The 17297-nt window shown below is 71.8% G+C and carries 15 protein-coding genes; 7 read left to right on the top strand and 8 right to left on the bottom strand.

Annotation, left to right across the window (positions count from 1 at the left end; translation table 11 throughout):
* Positions 1 to 14: 14 nt before the first annotated feature.
* Genes P0R32_RS12465 through P0R32_RS12455 form a run of 3 tightly spaced genes read right to left on the bottom strand, consistent with a single transcriptional unit; the run spans position 15 to position 3812 of the window.
* Positions 15 to 872, bottom strand: coding sequence for an isoaspartyl peptidase/L-asparaginase (locus tag P0R32_RS12465; protein WP_276237343.1), 858 nt, complete (start codon positions 870 to 872; stop codon positions 15 to 17).
* Between the two features lie 58 nt (positions 873 to 930).
* Complete coding sequence (locus P0R32_RS12460) at positions 931 to 1779, bottom strand: CDP-alcohol phosphatidyltransferase family protein (protein WP_276237342.1); 849 nt, start codon at positions 1777 to 1779, stop codon at positions 931 to 933.
* The gene (locus tag P0R32_RS12455) at positions 1776 to 3812 is read right to left on the bottom strand and encodes an aldo/keto reductase (RefSeq protein ID WP_276237341.1); all 2037 of its coding nucleotides are present in this window, start codon (positions 3810 to 3812) and stop codon (positions 1776 to 1778) included. The genes P0R32_RS12460 and P0R32_RS12455 overlap by 4 nt, the downstream gene beginning before the upstream one ends.
* 216 nt (positions 3813 to 4028) lie before the next feature.
* On the opposite strand from P0R32_RS12455, the gene icd reads away from it, so the two are divergent.
* Together icd and P0R32_RS12445 are read left to right on the top strand one after the other, a co-directional pair.
* Positions 4029 to 5291, top strand: a complete 1263-nt coding sequence (gene icd / locus P0R32_RS12450; RefSeq protein WP_276237340.1) for an isocitrate dehydrogenase (NADP(+)) — start codon at positions 4029 to 4031, stop codon at positions 5289 to 5291.
* A 148-nt stretch (positions 5292 to 5439) separates the two neighbouring features.
* Entirely contained in the window at positions 5440 to 5730 is a 291-nt protein-coding gene (locus P0R32_RS12445; protein WP_276237339.1) for an SUI1 family translation initiation factor, read from the top strand.
* Between the two features lie 35 nt (positions 5731 to 5765).
* Here P0R32_RS12445 and P0R32_RS12440 read toward each other — a convergent pair whose 3' ends face one another.
* The 5 genes from P0R32_RS12440 to P0R32_RS12420 all read right to left on the bottom strand — a co-directional run bounded on the left by P0R32_RS12440 (position 5766) and on the right by P0R32_RS12420 (position 11336).
* Positions 5766 to 8084: a DNA polymerase domain-containing protein gene (locus P0R32_RS12440; RefSeq protein ID WP_276237338.1), complete on the bottom strand. Its 2319-nt coding sequence runs from the start codon at positions 8082 to 8084 to the stop codon at positions 5766 to 5768.
* Positions 8081 to 8344, bottom strand: coding sequence for a DUF8156 family protein (locus P0R32_RS12435; protein ID WP_276237337.1), 264 nt, complete (start codon positions 8342 to 8344; stop codon positions 8081 to 8083). Before P0R32_RS12435 ends, P0R32_RS12440 begins: the two co-directional genes overlap by 4 nt.
* Positions 8344 to 9069: a P-loop NTPase family protein gene (locus P0R32_RS12430; RefSeq protein WP_276237336.1), complete on the bottom strand. Its 726-nt coding sequence runs from the start codon at positions 9067 to 9069 to the stop codon at positions 8344 to 8346. The genes P0R32_RS12435 and P0R32_RS12430 overlap by 1 nt, the downstream gene beginning before the upstream one ends.
* 149 nt (positions 9070 to 9218) lie before the next feature.
* Positions 9219 to 9944 carry an MBL fold metallo-hydrolase gene (locus P0R32_RS12425; RefSeq protein ID WP_276237335.1) on the bottom strand — a complete coding sequence of 242 codons (726 nt, stop codon included), beginning with the start codon at positions 9942 to 9944 and terminating at the stop codon, positions 9219 to 9221.
* A 75-nt stretch (positions 9945 to 10019) separates the two neighbouring features.
* Positions 10020 to 11336, bottom strand: a complete 1317-nt coding sequence (locus P0R32_RS12420; protein ID WP_276237333.1) for an NAD(P)/FAD-dependent oxidoreductase — start codon at positions 11334 to 11336, stop codon at positions 10020 to 10022.
* A 147-nt stretch (positions 11337 to 11483) separates the two neighbouring features.
* Between P0R32_RS12420 and P0R32_RS12415 the strand changes: the two genes are divergently transcribed.
* The 5 genes from P0R32_RS12415 (at position 11484) to P0R32_RS12395 (ending at position 17250) form a co-directional block, all read left to right on the top strand.
* Complete coding sequence (locus P0R32_RS12415; protein WP_276237331.1) at positions 11484 to 11759, top strand: hypothetical protein; 276 nt, start codon at positions 11484 to 11486, stop codon at positions 11757 to 11759.
* 66 nt (positions 11760 to 11825) lie between these two features.
* A complete protein-coding gene (locus tag P0R32_RS12410; RefSeq protein WP_276237329.1) occupies positions 11826 to 12356 on the top strand; it encodes a DUF5815 family protein in 531 nt (176 codons plus the stop codon).
* A gap of 284 nt (positions 12357 to 12640) precedes the next feature.
* Positions 12641 to 15976: a carbamoyl-phosphate synthase large subunit gene (carB, locus tag P0R32_RS12405; RefSeq protein ID WP_276237328.1), complete on the top strand. Its 3336-nt coding sequence runs from the start codon at positions 12641 to 12643 to the stop codon at positions 15974 to 15976.
* Between the two features lie 106 nt (positions 15977 to 16082).
* Entirely contained in the window at positions 16083 to 16676 is a 594-nt protein-coding gene (locus tag P0R32_RS12400) for an HD domain-containing protein (RefSeq protein WP_276237327.1), read from the top strand.
* An 88-nt stretch (positions 16677 to 16764) separates the two neighbouring features.
* Positions 16765 to 17250 (top strand): Lrp/AsnC family transcriptional regulator, encoded by a 486-nt coding sequence (locus P0R32_RS12395; RefSeq protein WP_276237326.1) that lies wholly within the window; start codon positions 16765 to 16767, stop codon positions 17248 to 17250.
* Positions 17251 to 17297 lie beyond the last annotated feature (47 nt).

Raw genomic sequence — 17297 nt, 5'->3', positions numbered from 1 at the left:
GACTGCTCGGGTGCCTACTCCGACGTCGCGATACTCGTCTGCATCCCCTCGGAGTTGAACGCCGACCCCGCGCCCGACTCGTCGAGGACGATGACGCCCGCCGACGACCCCGTGAGTTCGCCGAACTCCGCGATGGCGCGGTCGGCGGCGGCTTGCGCGTCCAGCCCCTCTTCCAAGTAGCGGACGGCGCGCCGCGTCAGTGTCGCCTTCGCGATGTCCTCGCCGGCGCCGGTAGCGCTGGCGCCGCCCGCGGGCGCACAGAAGAAGCCCGACCCGATCTGAGGAACGTCGCCGACGCGGCCCGCCAGCGCGAAGCGGCGCCCGCCCGTCGAGGTGCAGGCGGCGAACGCGTCCGTCTCGGGGTCGTGTGCGACCGCGCCGACGGTGTCGTGGCCGCCCCACTTCTCCGCGAGCCACGCGAGGTGGTCGGTGGGACTCCCGCTCGGCGGGTTCGCTTCCTCGAATCGCTCGCGTTCGCCGTCGGTGAGCAGGTCGCGCTCCACCTCGATCCCGACGTCCTCGGCGAGGTCGACGGCGTGGACGCCCGAGACGAACACGTGCGGCGTCTCCTCCATGACGACTCGCGCGACCGCGGCGGCGTTGGCGACGCCGGGCATCGACGCGACCGCGCCCGCCTCGCGCTCGTCGGTCATGATCCCCGCGTCCGTGCGGACGATGCCGTCCGACTGGACGGCGCCACCGACCCCGGCGTTGAACCGGGGGGACTCCTCCAGCACCTCGACCGCCGAGACGACCGCGTCGACCGCGGTCGACTCGCTCGCGCCGGTGTCGGCGGCCTCGTCCAGCACCGCCTGTCGGGGCTCCGGTTCGTCGGGGACGCCGCCGGCACCGCCGTGACAGATGACTCGCATGGGCGAACGCGCGGCGGCGCCGGGCATCAATCCACGGGAAGCGGTCGAGGCGCCGGGGTCACTCGCCGCCCGACGGGCCGGCGTCGTTTGTGGTCGTCGCCGGCGGCACGTCGGCGTCCTCCTCGCCGCCGAGGTGCCCCGCGACGACGAGGTAGTCGCGCACGAACACCACCAACGACGGCGTGACGACGACCGCCGCGAGGACGGCAACGACGAACGACGGGAGCACCGGCGCGAGCGCGACGGCGATGAACGCCATCTGGAGGCCCGCGAGGGGCCGACGGACTCGGCTCTCCGGGAGGTCGTGCACGGGGAGGCCGCGCCGCTCGCGCCGCCAGCGACCGAGTTTGAACAGGTAGCGCGCGGCAGACAGCGCGAGGTACCAGACGGGGATGCGCCCCCACGCGACGCCGACGAGCGGCGCGACGAGGAACCCGAGCGTGTCGACCCCCATGTCGAGTTTCTCGCCGAGCACGGTGCGTCGCCCGGGACCACGCGCGACCGCGCCGTCGACGGCGTCGAGCGCGGCCCCCGCACCGTACAGCAGCGCCGGCGCCCACGCCCACGGGCCGGGGAGGCGCCCCGTGAGCAGGAACCCCGCGACCGCGGCGTACAGCAGTCCACGGAACAGCGTCACCGCGTTGGCGACGCCGAGACCCGTCCGTCGAGGTGTCGACGCCGCCGGGTCCGCCTCGGGGGCGCGATTCAGCCCCGTCCGCCGAGCGAGGAACACGCACTCCCACGCGACGACGACCGCCGTCGGGAGGAGCCACGGCCCGGCGACTCCCGGACCGACGCCTGCGGTGAGCGCCCCCGCGCCGACGGCGACCGCGACGAGGGCGACGCCGGCCCAGACGACCGCCGTCCCCGGTGTGTCGCGCTTGGCGAGCGAGCGCGCGCCGCTCATCGCTCGAACTCCGGATCCGCGAGCGCGTCGAGTCGCGCCCGCTGGTCGGCGGTCAGGTCGGTCCGTGCGGCGGCGAGGTTGTCGACGACGTGCTCGGGGTCGACGCTCGACGGGATGGGGACCACCCCGTCGCCCACGTTCCACGCGAGCACCGTCGCCGCCGGAGACCGACCGAGTTCCGCGGACACCTCGCAGATGACCGGGTCGTCGAGCAGTCCCGGCGCCGACAGCGGCGAGTGGGCGACGACGCGGATGCCGCGCTCGTGACACCACTCGACGAGGTCGGCTCGTGGGGTGTACGGGTGGCGCTCCACCTGCACGAGCGCCGGTTCGATCCCCGTCTCGGCGACCAACCCGCGGAGGCGGTCGAGGCCGACGTTGCAGATGCCGATCGTTCGCGTCAGCCCGTCGTCGCGGAGGGCCGCGAGGTCGCGCCACGTGTCCGCGAGGTCGCGGTCGGCGGTCGCGCGGTCGCCCGTGTCGGTCTCGGGGAACGTCAGTCGCTCCTGTTCCTCGACTGGCCGGTCGGCGAGTCGACGGAGCGGTTCGGTGTACGCCCACGCGTCGGGCCAGTGCAAGGCGTAGCAGTCGAACGAGTCGACGCCCAACTCGCACAGCGACCCCTCGCACGCCTCCCGGAGGTGGCCGTGGTTCGTGTTCCACGCCTTCCCCAGCAGGAACACGCCGTCGCGGTCGGGGGATCCCGGCGCCGCGAGCAAATCGCCGATGCGCGACTCGTTGCCGTACAACTCCGCGGAGTCGAGCAGGCGGTAGCCGGCGTCGAGCGCCGTCCCGACCGAGTCGACTCGGTCGACGTACTCGCCGTCGCGGTAGCGCGAACAGCCGAAGCCGACGGGTGGGAGGCGGAGTGCAGCGCCGGCGGCGCGACCGGACTGCGACGGACGGACGGTCGGCGCCGAGTGGGTGCCCACGCCGGCGGTCAGCCGGTCGGTGTCGACTCCGCCGACGGCCCGCCCGGCGTTCTCGGGGTCGGTCGCCGCCGCCTCGACTGCCGCACACACTGCGGCGACGTGGGCGGCGCGGCGGGCGGTGTCCCGTGGCCGGTCGCCCGCGGCGACCGCGCGGGCGAGTCGGTCGGGGCCGTCGAGGTGGCCGCGCTCGCGTCGCGGACGAGAGTGGGGCGCGGGGACGGACTCGCGGTCGCCGCCTCGCACGAGCACCGCGTCGCGGTCGGCGGCCATCGCGCCCGCGTCTCGCAGGTAGAGGGTGCCGTCGTCGCCGTGGCACTCGACGCCGTAGAACTCGCGGCTCCGGTGGTCGGCGTACAGACTCGCACGGAGCGAGACGACCGGCCCGGTGGCGAACTGGAGCGTCGCCTCGACGTGCGCGGGCGCCTCGGGTCGCCGCGTCTCGCGGTCGGGCCACGCGTCGACGGCGTCGGCCGAGCGGACGCGTTCGACCGGGCCGAACCAGTCGACGAGCACCGAGAGGGGGTACACCGCACCGTCGAACAGCGGGCCGACCTTGAGGAACGAGTCGGGGCGCTCGTGCCACTCGGTCACCCTGCCGACGTGCGCGGTCGCGTACACCACCTGCACGTCGCCGAGGCGACCGTCCGAGAGGAGGGTGCGCGCGTGGAGTTGCGCGTCGCAGTCGGGCGCGATGGGGGCACAGCCGAGGGCGAGGTCGCGGTCGCGTGCGAGGTCGAGGAGCGCGGTCGCCTCGTCGGGGTCGAGCGCGAGCGGCTTCTCCGAGAAGACGTGTCGCCCGGCGTCGAGGCACGTCCGCGTCACGCCGGCGTGGGCGGCGTGGCTCGTGAGGTTGACGACGAGCGGAGCGTCCTCGGCGGCGAGCATCGCGTCGAGGTCGGCGTAGACGGTCGGCGCGCCCGTGGCGTCGGCGGCGTCGGTGGCGTCTGTCGCATCGGGTCCGTCGCTCGCGACCGCGTCGGCGACGGCGACCGCCCGGTCGCGCTCGCGGTCGCAGACGGCCGCGAGCGTGAGGGCCGAGTCGGCGAGGTCGGCGACGTACTGGTGTGCGACCGCGCCCGCGCCGACGAGGAGACAGTACACACGGGCGACACACGCCGGACCGGTAAATAGCCGGAGGGCGGCGAGGGGGTCGTGCGCCCGCCGTCGGGCCGCCGTCAGGTCGCCGTCGGGCCGCCGTCGGGCCGCCCGCGCGGCAGGATCACGTGCGAACCTGTGCCGCTCCTGTCGCACGGTAGCGGCGGCGGAGACGGAGAACGGCAGGCTTTTTCGCTCGCCGTTGGAAGCCGGTGGTAGCCTATGAGCTACGACATCGCCGAACGCCCCGAGGAGGGCGAGGCCATCACCCTCGCCGACGAGGAGACGGGCGAACTCGACGTTCCCGAGAACCCGATCATCCCGATCATCCACGGCGACGGTATCGGCACCGACGTCGGTCCCGCGGCCCAGAAGGTACTCGACGCCGCCGCCGAGGCCACCGGTCGCTCCATCGCGTGGATGCGCGTGTTCGCCGGCGAGTCCGCCCGCGAGAAGTACGACGAGAACCTCCCCGAGGAGACCGTCGAGGCGTTCCGCGAGTTCCGCGTCGGCATCAAGGGCCCGCTGACGACGCCCGTCGGATCGGGCTTCCGCTCGCTCAACGTCGCGCTCCGTAAGACGCTCGACCTGTACGCGAACGTCCGCCCCACGTACCACCTCGACGGCGTCCCGTCGCCGGTCAAGAACCCCGAGGAGATGGACATGATCACGTTCCGGGAGAACACCGAGGACGTGTACGCCGGCATCGAGTGGGAGGCCGGCACCGACGAGGTCGAGCGCGTCCGTGAGTTCGTCGAAGACGAGATGGGCTTCGACTCGACCATCCACGACGGCCCGGTCGGCATCGGCGTCAAACCCATCTCGGAGTTCGGCTCCAAGCGCCTCATCCGCCAGGCGATCAACTACGCGATCAACAACGACCGCGACTCGGTGACCCTCGTCCACAAGGGGAACATCATGAAGTTCACCGAGGCCGCCTTCCGCGACTGGGGCTACGAGCTGGCCGAGGAGGAGTACGGTGACGAGGTCATCACCGAGGACGAGCTGTGGGACGAGTACGACGGCGAGCAGCCCGACGGCACCGTCGTCGTCAAGGACCGCATCGCCGACAACATGCTCCAGCAGCTCCTGACGCGCACGAGCGACTACTCGGTCATCGCGACGATGAACCTCAACGGCGACTACATGTCCGACGCCGCCGGCGCCCAGATCGGTGGCCTCGGCATCGCGCCCGGCATCAACTTCGGCGAGGGCAAGGCGCTCGCAGAGCCCGTCCACGGCTCGGCGCCCAAGTACGCCGGCGAGGACAAGGTCAACCCGACCGCGATGATCCTCTCGGGCCGCGAGATGCTCGACTACCTCGGCTGGAACGACGCCGCGGACCTCGTCCGCGACGCCGTCGAGGCGCAGATCTCCGAGGGCCGCGTCACGTACGACCTCGAGCGGCAGCGCGAGGGCGCCACGAAGCTGGCCACCTCCGAGTTCGCCGACGAGATCGTCGAGCGCATCCACGACCTCGCGTAAGCGACGACGCACTCCGTCTCCGTTCTTTCGCCGCGACCGCACGCCGACAGCGACGCGTTCGGCTGCGGACCGGTCGGAGCCACCCGACCCGGACGCGCTGGCACGCGACCGCTACCTTATCACCGTCGCGACACAACTACCGATCAACGTGACCGACAACGACGATCCCTTCGCGGGGATCCCGGACGACCTGACCGCCGACCTCGACCGCGCCGAACAGATCCTCTCCATCCGTGTCGAGCGGCGGACGTACAACAAGCCCGTCACCGTGATCGAGGGGTTCGACCCCGACGCGGTCGACATGAAGGCGCTCGGCAAAGAGATCAAGCAGGCCATGGGCGCCGGCGGCACCGTCGACGACGGCACCATCGAGGTGCAGGGCGACCACGAGTCCCGTGTGCGCGAGTTCCTCGACGAGCGCGGCTTCCAGATCGCGTAACGGCGCGGCGACTCGCCGAGCATCTCTCCGACCGCTCAGAACGTCGAGAGCCGCGCGTCTCGCCCGTCGCCGAGGAACGCCTCCACGTCCTCGCGGTCCCAGCCGAACGGCGAGACGACGCTCAGCGCCGCACGAACCAGACGCTCGCGGTAGACGCCGGTGTCGTAGTCGGCCGGGTCCTCGAACGCGAGGCGGACCCGCCCGGCGCCGCGGGCGTCGTCGTCGGTGACGACGTACGTGACGCCCTGCCCCGCCGACCGCTCGACGCCGGCACGGTCGTAGCGCGCCAGCGCCGCGGCCGTCAGGGTGTCGCGGTCGTACGCCGCCGGGTCCTTCGACGCGCGCGTCCGGATCACCAGGTCCGCCGGGTCGACGCGACCCGCCCGGAGGTCGCGCAGTCGCCCCGCGAGTACGCGACAGGCGGCCGCCGGGGGGTCGTCGATGAGAGCGCCGTCGGTGCACTCGGTCGCCGCTGCACCGTCACCCACCCCGTCGTCGCCGTCCGCCTCGTCGTTCCTCTCGTCGTCCCTCTCGTCGTCCCCCTCGTCGCCGCACAGCGCGCGGATCATCGCCCGCTGGGCGTCGGCGACGAACGTCGTCGTGCTCCGTTGGCGACACTCGATCCCCCGGACCCGGTAGCCGCCGTCCGCCCGACGCCCGAAGTACTTGGTGAGCGCGCCCGCTCGGGAGTCGCGCTTCGGGACGAAGCACACCCAGTCGTAGCGCGCCTCGAACTCCAGCGGGACGCCCACCGCGTCGCTCACCGTCGCCGCGAGGTCGCGCGCCGGGACCGGGTCCGCGGCGTCGTCGGTGGCGGCGCCGGTGGGTGTCACCCACACGCTGTCGACGATGGCGTGGACGGTGCGCCAGCCGCCAGCCTCGAAGGCGTCTTTCGCGTCGAGCAGTGCCTCGCGGGCGTACGCGTTGATCGCCTCGTGACACTCGATGCGACCGAACTTCGCGTTCCGGTACCCCTGGTAGCCGAAACACGACACGAGCACCCACTTGATCGCGTCGGCGATGCGTTCGGCGCCCGTCGGCGTCACCTCGCCGTCGCCGACGACGCCCGGGTCGCCGCCGGCGGCGACGGTCTTGGCGTCGGCGCGGTCGTCGAGGAGCGGCGCGAGCACGCCGGGGAGGAACCCCTCGCGGGCGCACACCCGGTAGCCGAGCCCCGGTACCTCGGTGACGCCGGGGTCGTCCGGTCCACAGCAGTCACACCGCACCGTCTCGCCGCTCACGTTGTGCGCGCGGATGATCGCGGGGTACAGCGAGGCGAAGTCCACCTCGACCACGTCCTCGTGGACGCCCACCTGCGGCGAGAGCGTGACGCCGCCGCGGTCGGCGTCGTGCAGTGTGGACAGCGGCTTGAACTGCTCGGGCGCCCACGGTCGCCACGGCGCGTGGACGCCGCGACCGCGGGCGTGGTACACCTGCATCGACGTGAGCACCCCGCCGATGCTCGCGCGCGCGGCGGCCTGGAGCGGGCGACACGAGCGGCGCGCGAGGTACACCAGTCCCTCCAGGCGGCCGTCGCCCCACAGGAAACTGCCGGCGCGGTCGACGACGGCTCGGCCGGGGACGACGTAGCGCGCCGGGGAGAAGCCGACCCGCCCGTAGCTCTCGTAGCTGTTCGCGCCCGCGACCTGCTGAACGCCGCGATTCGGGTGACGCCCCCAGCAGAACGAGACGCCGAGGTCGGCGGCGCGGTCGGCCACGAGTGGGAGCAGGGCCGCGCTCGACACGACGAGTACGTCGGGGTCGACGCGACCGAGCGCCTCGCGCAGGGTCTCCAGCGCGGCGGCCTCCTCCCCGCGGCCCGGCACGGGCGCGGCGCGCTCGCCGCCGACCCGGAGTGTACTCACGTCTCCCGCAGCCAGCGCGTCCTCGGGGAGGTCGACCCGGAGCGTCGACAGTCCGGCGGGAGCGTCGGCGGGCACCGGCGGCGTCCCGGTGTCGAGGCAGTAGCGCACCGTCGGGTCGAGGTCGACGTCGTACAGGCGGAGCGCGCCGGGCGACAGGTGGGCGCGCTCGAACCCCCGGCGCACGCGGCGCGCGACCGGCCGCACGGCGTCCGGAGCGTGGACCCGCACGCGAAGGAACCGCTCGCCGTCGCGGTCGCCCAGCGAGCGGTAGCGGCGGACGGTGTCGGTGCCGGTGACGCGGTCGTCGCCGGCGAGCCAGTCCGCGAGTCGTGCCCGCGCGCGCGACGGCCCGGCGACGAGGAACGCCGGTTCGTAGTCGGGGTCGCGGCGGGCGACGGCGCGCGGGCCGTCGCCGGAGTCGCCGTCCCAGTCCGCGGGTCGCTCCCAGACGACCGGGTCGCCGTCGACGAACTCGACCGCGAGGGTCACGCGTCGTCGGCTTCCAGCGCCGCGACGCGCTCGCGGAGTCGACGGAGCTCCGCCCGGTGGGCGACCAGCATCGAGAGGTAGACGGCCTCCAGCGGGTCGGGCGGGTTCTGGACGCCCGCGGCGTGCGCGTGGGCGGCCGCCCCCTCGAACAGGCGGTCGAAGTCCGCCCGACGCTCGCGCCGGAGCGCGCGACGGAAGTCGCTCCAGTCGGACTCGTACGAGTCGAGGAACCGCCGGTACGTCGGCGTCGTGCGCCCCATCAGGCGCCCCCGTCGCCGCCGGCGGTCGCGTCGAGCGGCGCCGGCGTCGCCGCCGCGGCCGTCGCCGCAGGGGTCGCGACCCCCGCGTCGGCGTCGGCCACCGCGCCGAACAGGTCGACCCAGTACGGGATGGTGGTCTGCCACCCGCCGGCGACGCGGTAGCCGCGTGGCGTGTGGTCGGGCGCGTCGAAGCGGACGCCGAACGGCGTCGTCTCGCACTCGACGACCCGGTCGGCGGCGTCGACGACCGCCGCCGCGTGGTCGCCGTCGCCGGCGACGGAGACGAGCACCGGACAGTCGAGCGCGGTCGCGAGTTCGTCGAGGAGTGCGGTGCCGGCGGCGCGGAGTCGACCGGCCTCGTCGGTCGGGGCGTCGCCCTCGCGGTACGGGAGCGCGGCGTTCGCGACGACGACGAGTCGGGTTCCGGGGCGCGCACGGCGCGGGAGTCGTCGGACGAGTTCGGCGTGCTGGTACGCCGTGAACGCGCGGGCGACGCGGAGGCCGGCGAGCGCGCGGCGGGTCGGCGCGGCGTCGTACAGCCGTCGCGTGTCGGCGGCGCCGCCGGCGTCGACCCAGTACGCCGGGCCGGGGTCGCGCGCGAGCCAGTCGGTCGCCAGGCGCGCGAGCGCGGCGCCGTGGGGGCGGTCGCTGTGCAAGACGGTGACGCCCGACTGCGGGTCGGGGAGGTCGGTCGGCGTCGGTCGGTCGTCGGTCGCGCGGCGCATACCGATCGATCGGGCGTTCGGGCCTTAGTCGCGAGCCACGGGTGCGCGGTGAAAGTGGTCGACGAACGACGGAGAGAACAGCGCTATTGGGGCGTCTAACGGCTATGAACGACAGTCTGGCCGCAGACAGCGGCGGCGGAAGTGGACGGCTACTCTCGGAGCGACGCCGCAAGCGACGCGAGCGCCTCGCGCCCGTCCGACGATATCGGGTCGCCGTGGCCGACGCAGGCGGTCGTGAAGTCGGGCGCGCGGTCGTCGAGGGAGCGGACGCTGTCGCGGACCTCGCTCCCGTCGTAGCTGATGTACCACGGGGAGGCCGTCAGCGCGCCGTCGTCCTCGCGCACCAGGTCGCCGAGGAACGCGACGCCGCGCGCCTCGCTCACCCACGCGAGGTGACCCGGCCCGTGCCCGGGCGTGTGGTAGGCGGTGAAGCTCCCGACGGCGTCGCCGTCGGCGACGCGCTCGACCGGCAGGGCGGGGTCGTCGAGGAACGCCCCGAGGACGCGCTGGAGCAGCGCCTTGTGGGGCCACAGCCCGGGCTTCTCGGTGCCGTCGAGGAACGAGGCGTCTGGTTCGGCGGCGTACACCGGGCAGTCGAGTTCGGGGAGTTCGGCGAGCGAGCCCACGTGGTCGTAGTCGTAGTGGGTCAGGAGGACGCCGTCCACGTCGCCGAGGTCGTAGCCGGCGTTCGAGACGGCGGCGCGGATGGCGCCCGCGTCGCCCGGCACGCCGGCGTCGACGAGGTACAGCGCGGCGTCGTCCCCGTCGCCGTCGGCGACGAGGAACGTGTTCGAGGCGCGCCCGTCGACGCGCCACAGGCCGTCGGGGAGGCCGGAACGGTCGGCGTGCTCGACGGTCGTGGTGTCGGTAGCCATAGGGCGACTACGTGGGCCGAGCGTAAATCCGTGCGGGCGGGCAGTCGGGACTGTCGGCGACGGCGCGCTCGCGGCTCAGTTCCCCAGGATCCGGTCGGCGCACTCGTAGCCGGCGACGACGCCGCCGTTCAGGCTCCGCTCGGGGTACTGGGCCTCGCTGGCCATCCCGGCGTAGTACAGGCCGTCGGCGACCTCGTCGGCGAGGTCGTACGGCACGACCAGGTCGAGGTAGCCGCGTTCGTAGATGGGCGCCGCGCGCGGGGCACGGGCGACCCTGAACTCGGAGACGCTGTCGCGGTCGAAGTCGGGGAACATCTCGGCGACGTGGTCGAGCCACCGCGCCTCCACCTCGCTGTCGTCGGCGTCGGCGAGCCACTCGTCGTCGCTCTGGAGGTAGCTGGCGACGTACAGCAGGTGGTCGCCGCCGTAGCGCTCGGGCGGCACGAAGTTCGTGTGCTCGATGAGCGCGCCGAACGGGGCGTCGTGGGCGACGTTGAGCCAGTAGGTGTCGGTGAGCGGTTCGTCCATCGTCACGACCGCGCAGACGGCACCCTGGAAGTCGATGTCGCAGGCGTAGCCCGTCAGGTCCTCCAACACGTTCGGCATCGTCGCGACGACGACGCCGTCGACGGCCTCGGTGCGCTCCTCGCCGTCCTGCGCGACCGTGATCGACGACACCGTGTCGTCGTCGGTGTCGAGGCCGGTGACGCGGGCGTTCGTCTCGATGTGCTCGCGCCCTACGTCGTCGACGAGCGCGTCGATCAGGGGTGCGAACCCGCCGTCGAAGTAGCCGAGGATCTCGCCGCGGAGCAGGTCGCGTTCGCCCCGGAACTTGACCCGCCCGAGCAGCCACGCGGCGCTCACGTCGTCTTTCCGGGAGCCGAACTTCGCGTCGAGGAGCGGTTCGAAGAAGTTCTCGTACACGCCGCGGGAGGTGTGATCCAGCAGGAACTGCTTGATCGGCACGTCCTCGAAGTCCGCGAGGTCGTCGTACGTGTCGAACGAGGGGACGCCGCCGCGTACGTCGATTTCGAGGGTGAGCATCCCGAGGCGAAACTTGTCGTACACGCTCATGTGGGGGTACGCGAGGATCTGCCACGGCGTGTCCAGCGGGTGGACGACCCCGTCGACGTAGTAGGCGTTCTTGCCGACGAGCCACTCCAGGCGGTCGCCGACGCCCAACTCCTCGGCCAACTCGACGATCTCCTCTTCGGACTTCGAGAGGTGGTGGTAGAACTGCTCGATGTCGTCGCCCGCGGTCGGATAGGTGCGCGCCAGCCCCCCGAGGGCGTCGTCGCCGCCGGCCTCGTACACCGTCACCTCGCGCCCGCTCGCGCGCAGGCGTCGGGCGGCGGCGAGGCCCGCGATCCCGCCGCCGACGATAGCGATCATACCCACGAGTCGGCGACCGCGTGGCAAGTCGCTTGTGGATGTCGTCGCCTCGTCTGCGAGCAGTCGACGCCGTCGCGGGGGTCCGACCGTTCCCACACCGTGCGACTGCCACCGACGATACATCCGTCCGCACACCAACACCACGGTATGTCCGACGACATCGCCGTCGAGGTGGAGGTCGAGGTAGAGATCGACAGCGACGAGTTGGAGGTCGAAGTCGGCGACGCCGACGCGTTCGAGGCGGAGTTGGAGGCGCCGGGCGTCGAGGTAGAGATCGAAGCGGAGGTCGAACGCGTGGACGATGGAGACGCCGACGAGGAGTACGGCGCGGACACCGACGACGAGTACGACGACGCCGACCCGGAACCGCGGGGGGAGTTCGACGAGGGCGACGACGCGGACGCGGCCGACGACGAGGAGTAGCCGCACCCCACCGGGCCGCGACCCGCGAACGCGCCTTTTACACCCCGTCGGTTCCGACGGGCGGGTATGAGCGAGCCGCGCGTCCCCGGCGGGGACGACGCCGTCGAGTTGCCCTGCGGCGAGACGCGATCGATGTCGGTGTTCGACCTCGGGATGCGCGAGTACGACTGCGCGTGCGGCGAGCGCCACGCGGTCGTCACCGACGTGAACCCGCCCGAGCGCTTCCTCCCGGAGTTCCTCGTGGGCACCCTCCGCGAGGCCGTCGAGACCACGAGCGCGGAGATGCCGGAGTTCGGCACCCCGCACCTCATGGGCATCGTGCTGGAGGAGTTCCCCGAGCAGGTCGTCGCCGAGGACGCCAGCGAGAACCCCGACATGGGCTACTCGATGCTGTGGATCACCGGGTTCGACTCGCGTCGCCTCCACGAGATCATCGTCGAACTCGTGATCGAGTTGATGGAGCACGCCATCAGCCACGCCGAGGACTCCTCGGCGATGACGCAGTTCGAAGAGCAGATGCTCCAGTTCGACGTGAGCGAGTTCGTCGAGCAGTACCGCGCCGAGCGCGACCTCGACGCCGACGACGTGTACGTCTGACCGTCGATCTGTTTCTGCGCCGGTGGTGTCGCCGGCGACGAGCGCCCCGCGACCGCGACGGCCAGCGCCGCCGCCGCCGAGGCCGCGACGGCCAGCGCCGCCGCCACCGAGGCCGCGACGGGGACTGCGACGGCGGCCGCCAGCCACCCGGATCCCGCGGCACCGACCCGGACGGACACGATCACGCCGTGTGACACACCGTAGCATTACGAATTTCGTAAAGCCGCTACGAAAATCGGCACATTTCGTCGGCCTTATTACGATGACCGAACTCGATACCGACAATGAGTCAGGACACCGGGGAGGAGGACCGCACCATCCTCCTCATCGGCAGCGGCCCGATCCAGATCGGACAGGCGGCCGAGTTCGACTACTCCGGCGCGCAGGCGTGTCGCGCGCTCCAAGAGGAGGGTGCACGAGTCGTCCTCGTGAACTCGAATCCGGCGACGATCATGACCGACCCCGAGATGGCCGACAAGGTGTACATCGAACCGATCACCGTCGACGCCATCAGCGAGGTCATCGAGCAGGAACGCCCCGACGGCGTCATCGCCGGCCTGGGCGGCCAGACCGGGCTGAACGTCACCGCCGAGTTGGCCGAGGAGGGCGTCCTCGACGAGTTCGACGTCGACATCATGGGCACCCCGCTCGACACCATCTACGCGACGGAGGACCGCGACCTGTTCCGCAAGCGCATGGAGAACCTCGGACAGCCAGTCCCGCGGTCGACGACCATCTCGCTCGACGAGGGCGAGAAGGTCGCGGAGTTGACCGAGGAAGCACTCGTCGACCGCGTCGAGGACGCCGTCGACGCCGTCGGCGGCCTCCCCGTCATCGCGCGCACCACTTACACCCTCGGCGGCAGCGGGTCGGGCGTCGTCGACGAGATGGACGAACTGATCGACCGCGTGCGCACGGGGCTACGCCTCTCGCGCAACTCCGAGGTGCTCATCACCGAGTCCATCTCCGGGTGGGTCGAACTGGAGTACGAGGTGATGCGCGACGCGGACAACTCCTGTGTCATCATCTGCAACATGGAGAACCTCGACCCGATGGGCATCCACACGGGCGAGTCCACCGTCGTCACCCCGTCGCAGGTCATCCCCGACGACGGCCACCAGGAGATGCGCGACGCGGCGCTGGAGGTCATCCGCGACCTGGGTATCCAGGGCGGCTGTAACATCCAGTTCGCGTGGCGCGACGACGGCACCCCCGGCGGCGAGTACCGCGTCGTCGAGGTGAACCCCCGCGTGTCGCGCTCCTCCGCGCTCGCCTCGAAGGCGACGGGCTACCCCATCGCCCGCGTCACCGCGAAGGTCGCGCTCGGCAAGCGCCTCCACGAGATCACCAACGAGATCACCGGCGAGACGACCGCCGCGTTCGAGCCGGCCATCGACTACGTCGTCACGAAGGTGCCGCGCTGGCCCATCGACAAGTTCGAGGACACCGACTTCACGCTCTCGACGGCGATGAAGTCGACCGGCGAGGCGATGGCCATCGGGCGCACGTTCGAGGAGAGCCTCCTGAAGGCGCTCCGTTCCTCCGAGTACGACCCCGCCGTCGACTTCGGCGACCTGGAGGACGACGAACTCACCGCCCAGTACCTCGAACGCCCGAGCCCCGACCGCCCGTACGCGATGTTCGAGGCGTTCGAGCGCGGGTTCAGTGTGGAAGACGTCGTCGAGGCGACCGGCATCTACGAGTGGTACGTCGAGCGCTTCCACCGCATCGTCGAGGCGAGCAAGGAGGTCGTCGACGGCGAGTTCACCGAGGCCGCGACGGCGGGCTTCACCAACGCCGAGATCAGCGCGCTCGCGGGTAACGTGTTCGAGGACTCCAGCCTCACGTGGCTGCCCGAGACGCGCGGCGCGTGGCGCGAAGCCGCCGAGGTGCCCGCCGCGCACGCCGACGGCGAGGAACTGCCCGTGTCGGCGGCCCGCGCGGGCGTCGGCGAGGTCGAGTCGCAGGTGCCCGGGCGCACGTACAAGCAGGTCGACACTTGCGCCGGCGAGTTCCAGGCGTCGACGCCGTACTACTACTCCTCGCGCAAGCCGGAGTGGTTCTCCGGTCCCTACGAGGGCGAAGCCGCGGGCGGCGAACTCCGCGTCGACCGCGACGCCGAGTCTGTCGTCGTCGTGGGCGGCGGCCCCATCCGTATCGGCCAGGGCGTCGAGTTCGACTACTGCTCGGTGCACGCGGTGCGCGCGCTCCGCGAGCAGGGAATCGAAGCCCACGTGGTGAACAACAACCCCGAGACCGTCTCCACGGACTACGACACCTCCGACGGCCTGTTCTTCGAGCCAATCACCGCCGAGGAGGTCGCCGACGTCATCGAGGCGACCGCCGCCGACGGCGTGATGATCCAGTTCGGCGGGCAGACCTCGGTCGACATCGGCGAACCGCTCCGCGACGAACTGGAGCGCCGTGGCGTCGAGTGTGAGATCATGGGCACCTCCGTCGAGGCGATGGACCTCGCGGAGGACCGCGACCGCTTCAACCGCCTCATGGACGAGCGCGGCATCGCCCAGCCAGAGGGTGGGAGCGCGACCAGTGAGGAAGAGGCGCTCGACCTCGCGCAGGAACTCGGCTACCCGGTGTTGGTCCGCCCGAGCTACGTCCTCGGCGGGCGCGCGATGCGCGTCGTCGACGACGACGAGGAGCTGAAAGAGTACATCGAGGAGGCCGTCCGCGTCTCGCCGGACAAGCCCATCCTCGTCGACGAGTTCCTCGCCGACGCGGTCGAACTCGACGTCGACGCCGTGAGCGACGGCGAGGACGTCGTCATCGGCGGCATCATGGAGCACATCGAGGCGGCGGGTGTCCACTCGGGCGACTCCGCCTGTGTCATCCCGACGCGCTCGCTCGACGACGAGACGCTCGGGCGCGTCCGCGAAGTGGTCGAGGACATCGCCGACGCGCTCGACACGGTCGGTCTGATGAACGTCCAACTCGCGGTGCGCGACGGCGAGGTGTACGTCCTCGAAGCCAATCCGCGCTCCTCGCGCACGGTGCCGTTCGTCTCGAAGGCAACGGGCGTCCCCATCGCCAAACTCGCCGCGCGCGTCATGGCCGGCGAGTCGCTCGCCGACATCGACGTCGACGAGTCCGTGCCGGAGCACTTCTCCGTGAAGGAGGTGGTCCTGCCGTTCGACCGCCTGCCGAACTCCGACCCGCGCCTGGGCCCCGAGATGAAGTCGACGGGCGAGGTGATGGGCACCGCCGCCGACTTCGGCGTCGCCTACGGGAAGGCGCTCGACGCGGCGGGCCACGGCCTGCCCGACGGCGGCACGGTCGTCTTCGAGACGGTCGGCGACGCCCTGCCCGCGCCCGGAACCGACGCGTACGACGCGCTCGTGGATGGCTTCGGGGAGTACTACGACGTCGAGTCGGTCGACGACGTGGGGGATGCGCTGCGCCGCGGAGAAGTGGACCTCCTGATCAGCGACGAGGTGGACGCGCTCCGCTCGGCGGTCAGCGAGGAGGTCGGGTACCTCTCGACGGCGGAGTCCGCCGAGGCGTCGCTGGAGGCGTTGGCCTCCCGTGCGGCCGGGAAAGCCCTCGACGTGCTCGCCGTCTCCGAGCGCCCGCGCCAGACGAAGGCGTGGGGCCGGAGCGACTGACGCGAGGCCGAGCGAAGCGGGGCCTCGACTGACCGTGGGACGGGCCGATGCGACCGCACTCCGACCACGACTCGCCTTTTTGACCCGCGTCCGCGAACCACTTCCCATGAGTGACGACGCCGCCCCCGACGCGCTCCCGGCCGACCTCGCCGACGTGTTCCCCTCGCTCGACGACATCGCGGACCCTGACCTCCGCGAGGGCGTCGTCGACGCGTACGCGGTGGCGCTCGGCGACACCGAGTGGACGGGCCTCCGCGAGGTGCCGTGGCTCCCGGACGAGCAGGCACGCCTCGGCCTCCCCGACGAGTCGAACGTCGACCACGTGAACGAGGTGACCGCGCTGGCGACCGGGATGACGGACGACCTGCTCGCGAGACGCCCGGACCTCGACCTCGACCGCGACCTCGTCGTCGCGGGCGCGCTGCTCCACGACGTGAGCAAACTGTACGAGTTCGCGCCCGGGGAGACCGGCGCGGACGCGGGGACGCCCTACTACGACCTGCTCGGCCACCCGCACGTCGGCGTGTACGTCTGCGAGGCGGCGGGCCTCCCGGTCGAGGTGTCGCACGTCGTGTTGTCGCACACGTCCCGGACGACGGTCGACCCGGCGACGCTGGAGGCCGAGGTCGTCAAGCGCGCGGACGAGGTCGCCGCCGCCGCGATCCGGTGGGGTGGCGTCGACGACCTGCGACGCGTCTGAGAGCCGGTCGACAGAGACGACCGTGGAGAGGGCTCTGGGGTACCCCGAACGTACAAACGTCAAGTGGCTTTGTCGCGGAGACAACGGTATGACCGACGCCGAGATCGACGACGTCGACAGGGCGATCTTGCACGCACTCCAAGAGGACGCCCGGAACATGTCGTCCGGAGACATAGCGGAGCGAACCGGCACCTCGGACAGCACCGTCCGCAAGCGGATCCAGCGCCTCGAGACCGACGGCGTGATCAAAGGCTACAGCGCCAGTGTCGACTACCAGCGGTCCGGGTACCCGCTGCGGATGTTGCTCTACTGCACCGCATCGATCCCCCGGCGCGGCGAAATCGTCTCTGACATCCTCGACATCGAGGGTGTGGTCTCCGTCCAGGAGTTGGTCACCGGTGAACAGAACCTCCTCGTGACCGCCGTCGGTGAGTCCGACGACGACATCACCCCCGTCGCACAGCAACTCCTCGACATGGGACTCACGGTCGCCGACGAGGTACTCGTCAGGAGCCACGAGACGACCCCGTTCGGCAAGTTCGACACCGGGTCACGCACGGCGGACGACGCCTGACGACCGACGCGCTCGTGGCGACGCGTCGACCGTGGCGGCGACCACCT

Origin of the sequence: Halobaculum marinum (genome assembly GCF_029338555.1) — an archaeon.
Classification (GTDB): Archaea; Halobacteriota; Halobacteria; order Halobacteriales; family Haloferacaceae; genus Halobaculum; species Halobaculum marinum.
This window is presented reverse-complemented; position numbering and strand designations above follow the sequence as displayed.

Excerpts from the sequence above, each read along its gene's own strand:
- P0R32_RS12465 (WP_276237343.1), bottom strand. The coding sequence starts at position 872 with ATGCGAGTCATCTGTCACGGCGGTGCCGGCGGCGTCCCCGACGAACCG.
- P0R32_RS12460 (WP_276237342.1), bottom strand. The coding sequence starts at position 1,779 with ATGAGCGGCGCGCGCTCGCTCGCCAAGCGCGACACACCGGGGACGGCG.
- icd (WP_276237340.1), top strand. The coding sequence starts at position 4,029 with ATGAGCTACGACATCGCCGAACGCCCCGAGGAGGGCGAGGCCATCACC.
- P0R32_RS12435 (WP_276237337.1), bottom strand. The coding sequence starts at position 8,344 with ATGGGGCGCACGACGCCGACGTACCGGCGGTTCCTCGACTCGTACGAG.
- P0R32_RS12430 (WP_276237336.1), bottom strand. The coding sequence starts at position 9,069 with ATGCGCCGCGCGACCGACGACCGACCGACGCCGACCGACCTCCCCGAC.
- P0R32_RS12425 (WP_276237335.1), bottom strand. The coding sequence starts at position 9,944 with ATGGCTACCGACACCACGACCGTCGAGCACGCCGACCGTTCCGGCCTC.
- P0R32_RS12420 (WP_276237333.1), bottom strand. The coding sequence starts at position 11,336 with ATGATCGCTATCGTCGGCGGCGGGATCGCGGGCCTCGCCGCCGCCCGA.
- P0R32_RS12415 (WP_276237331.1), top strand. The coding sequence starts at position 11,484 with ATGTCCGACGACATCGCCGTCGAGGTGGAGGTCGAGGTAGAGATCGAC.
- P0R32_RS12410 (WP_276237329.1), top strand. The coding sequence starts at position 11,826 with ATGAGCGAGCCGCGCGTCCCCGGCGGGGACGACGCCGTCGAGTTGCCC.
- carB (WP_276237328.1), top strand. The coding sequence starts at position 12,641 with ATGAGTCAGGACACCGGGGAGGAGGACCGCACCATCCTCCTCATCGGC.
- P0R32_RS12400 (WP_276237327.1), top strand. The coding sequence starts at position 16,083 with ATGAGTGACGACGCCGCCCCCGACGCGCTCCCGGCCGACCTCGCCGAC.
- P0R32_RS12395 (WP_276237326.1), top strand. The coding sequence starts at position 16,765 with ATGACCGACGCCGAGATCGACGACGTCGACAGGGCGATCTTGCACGCA.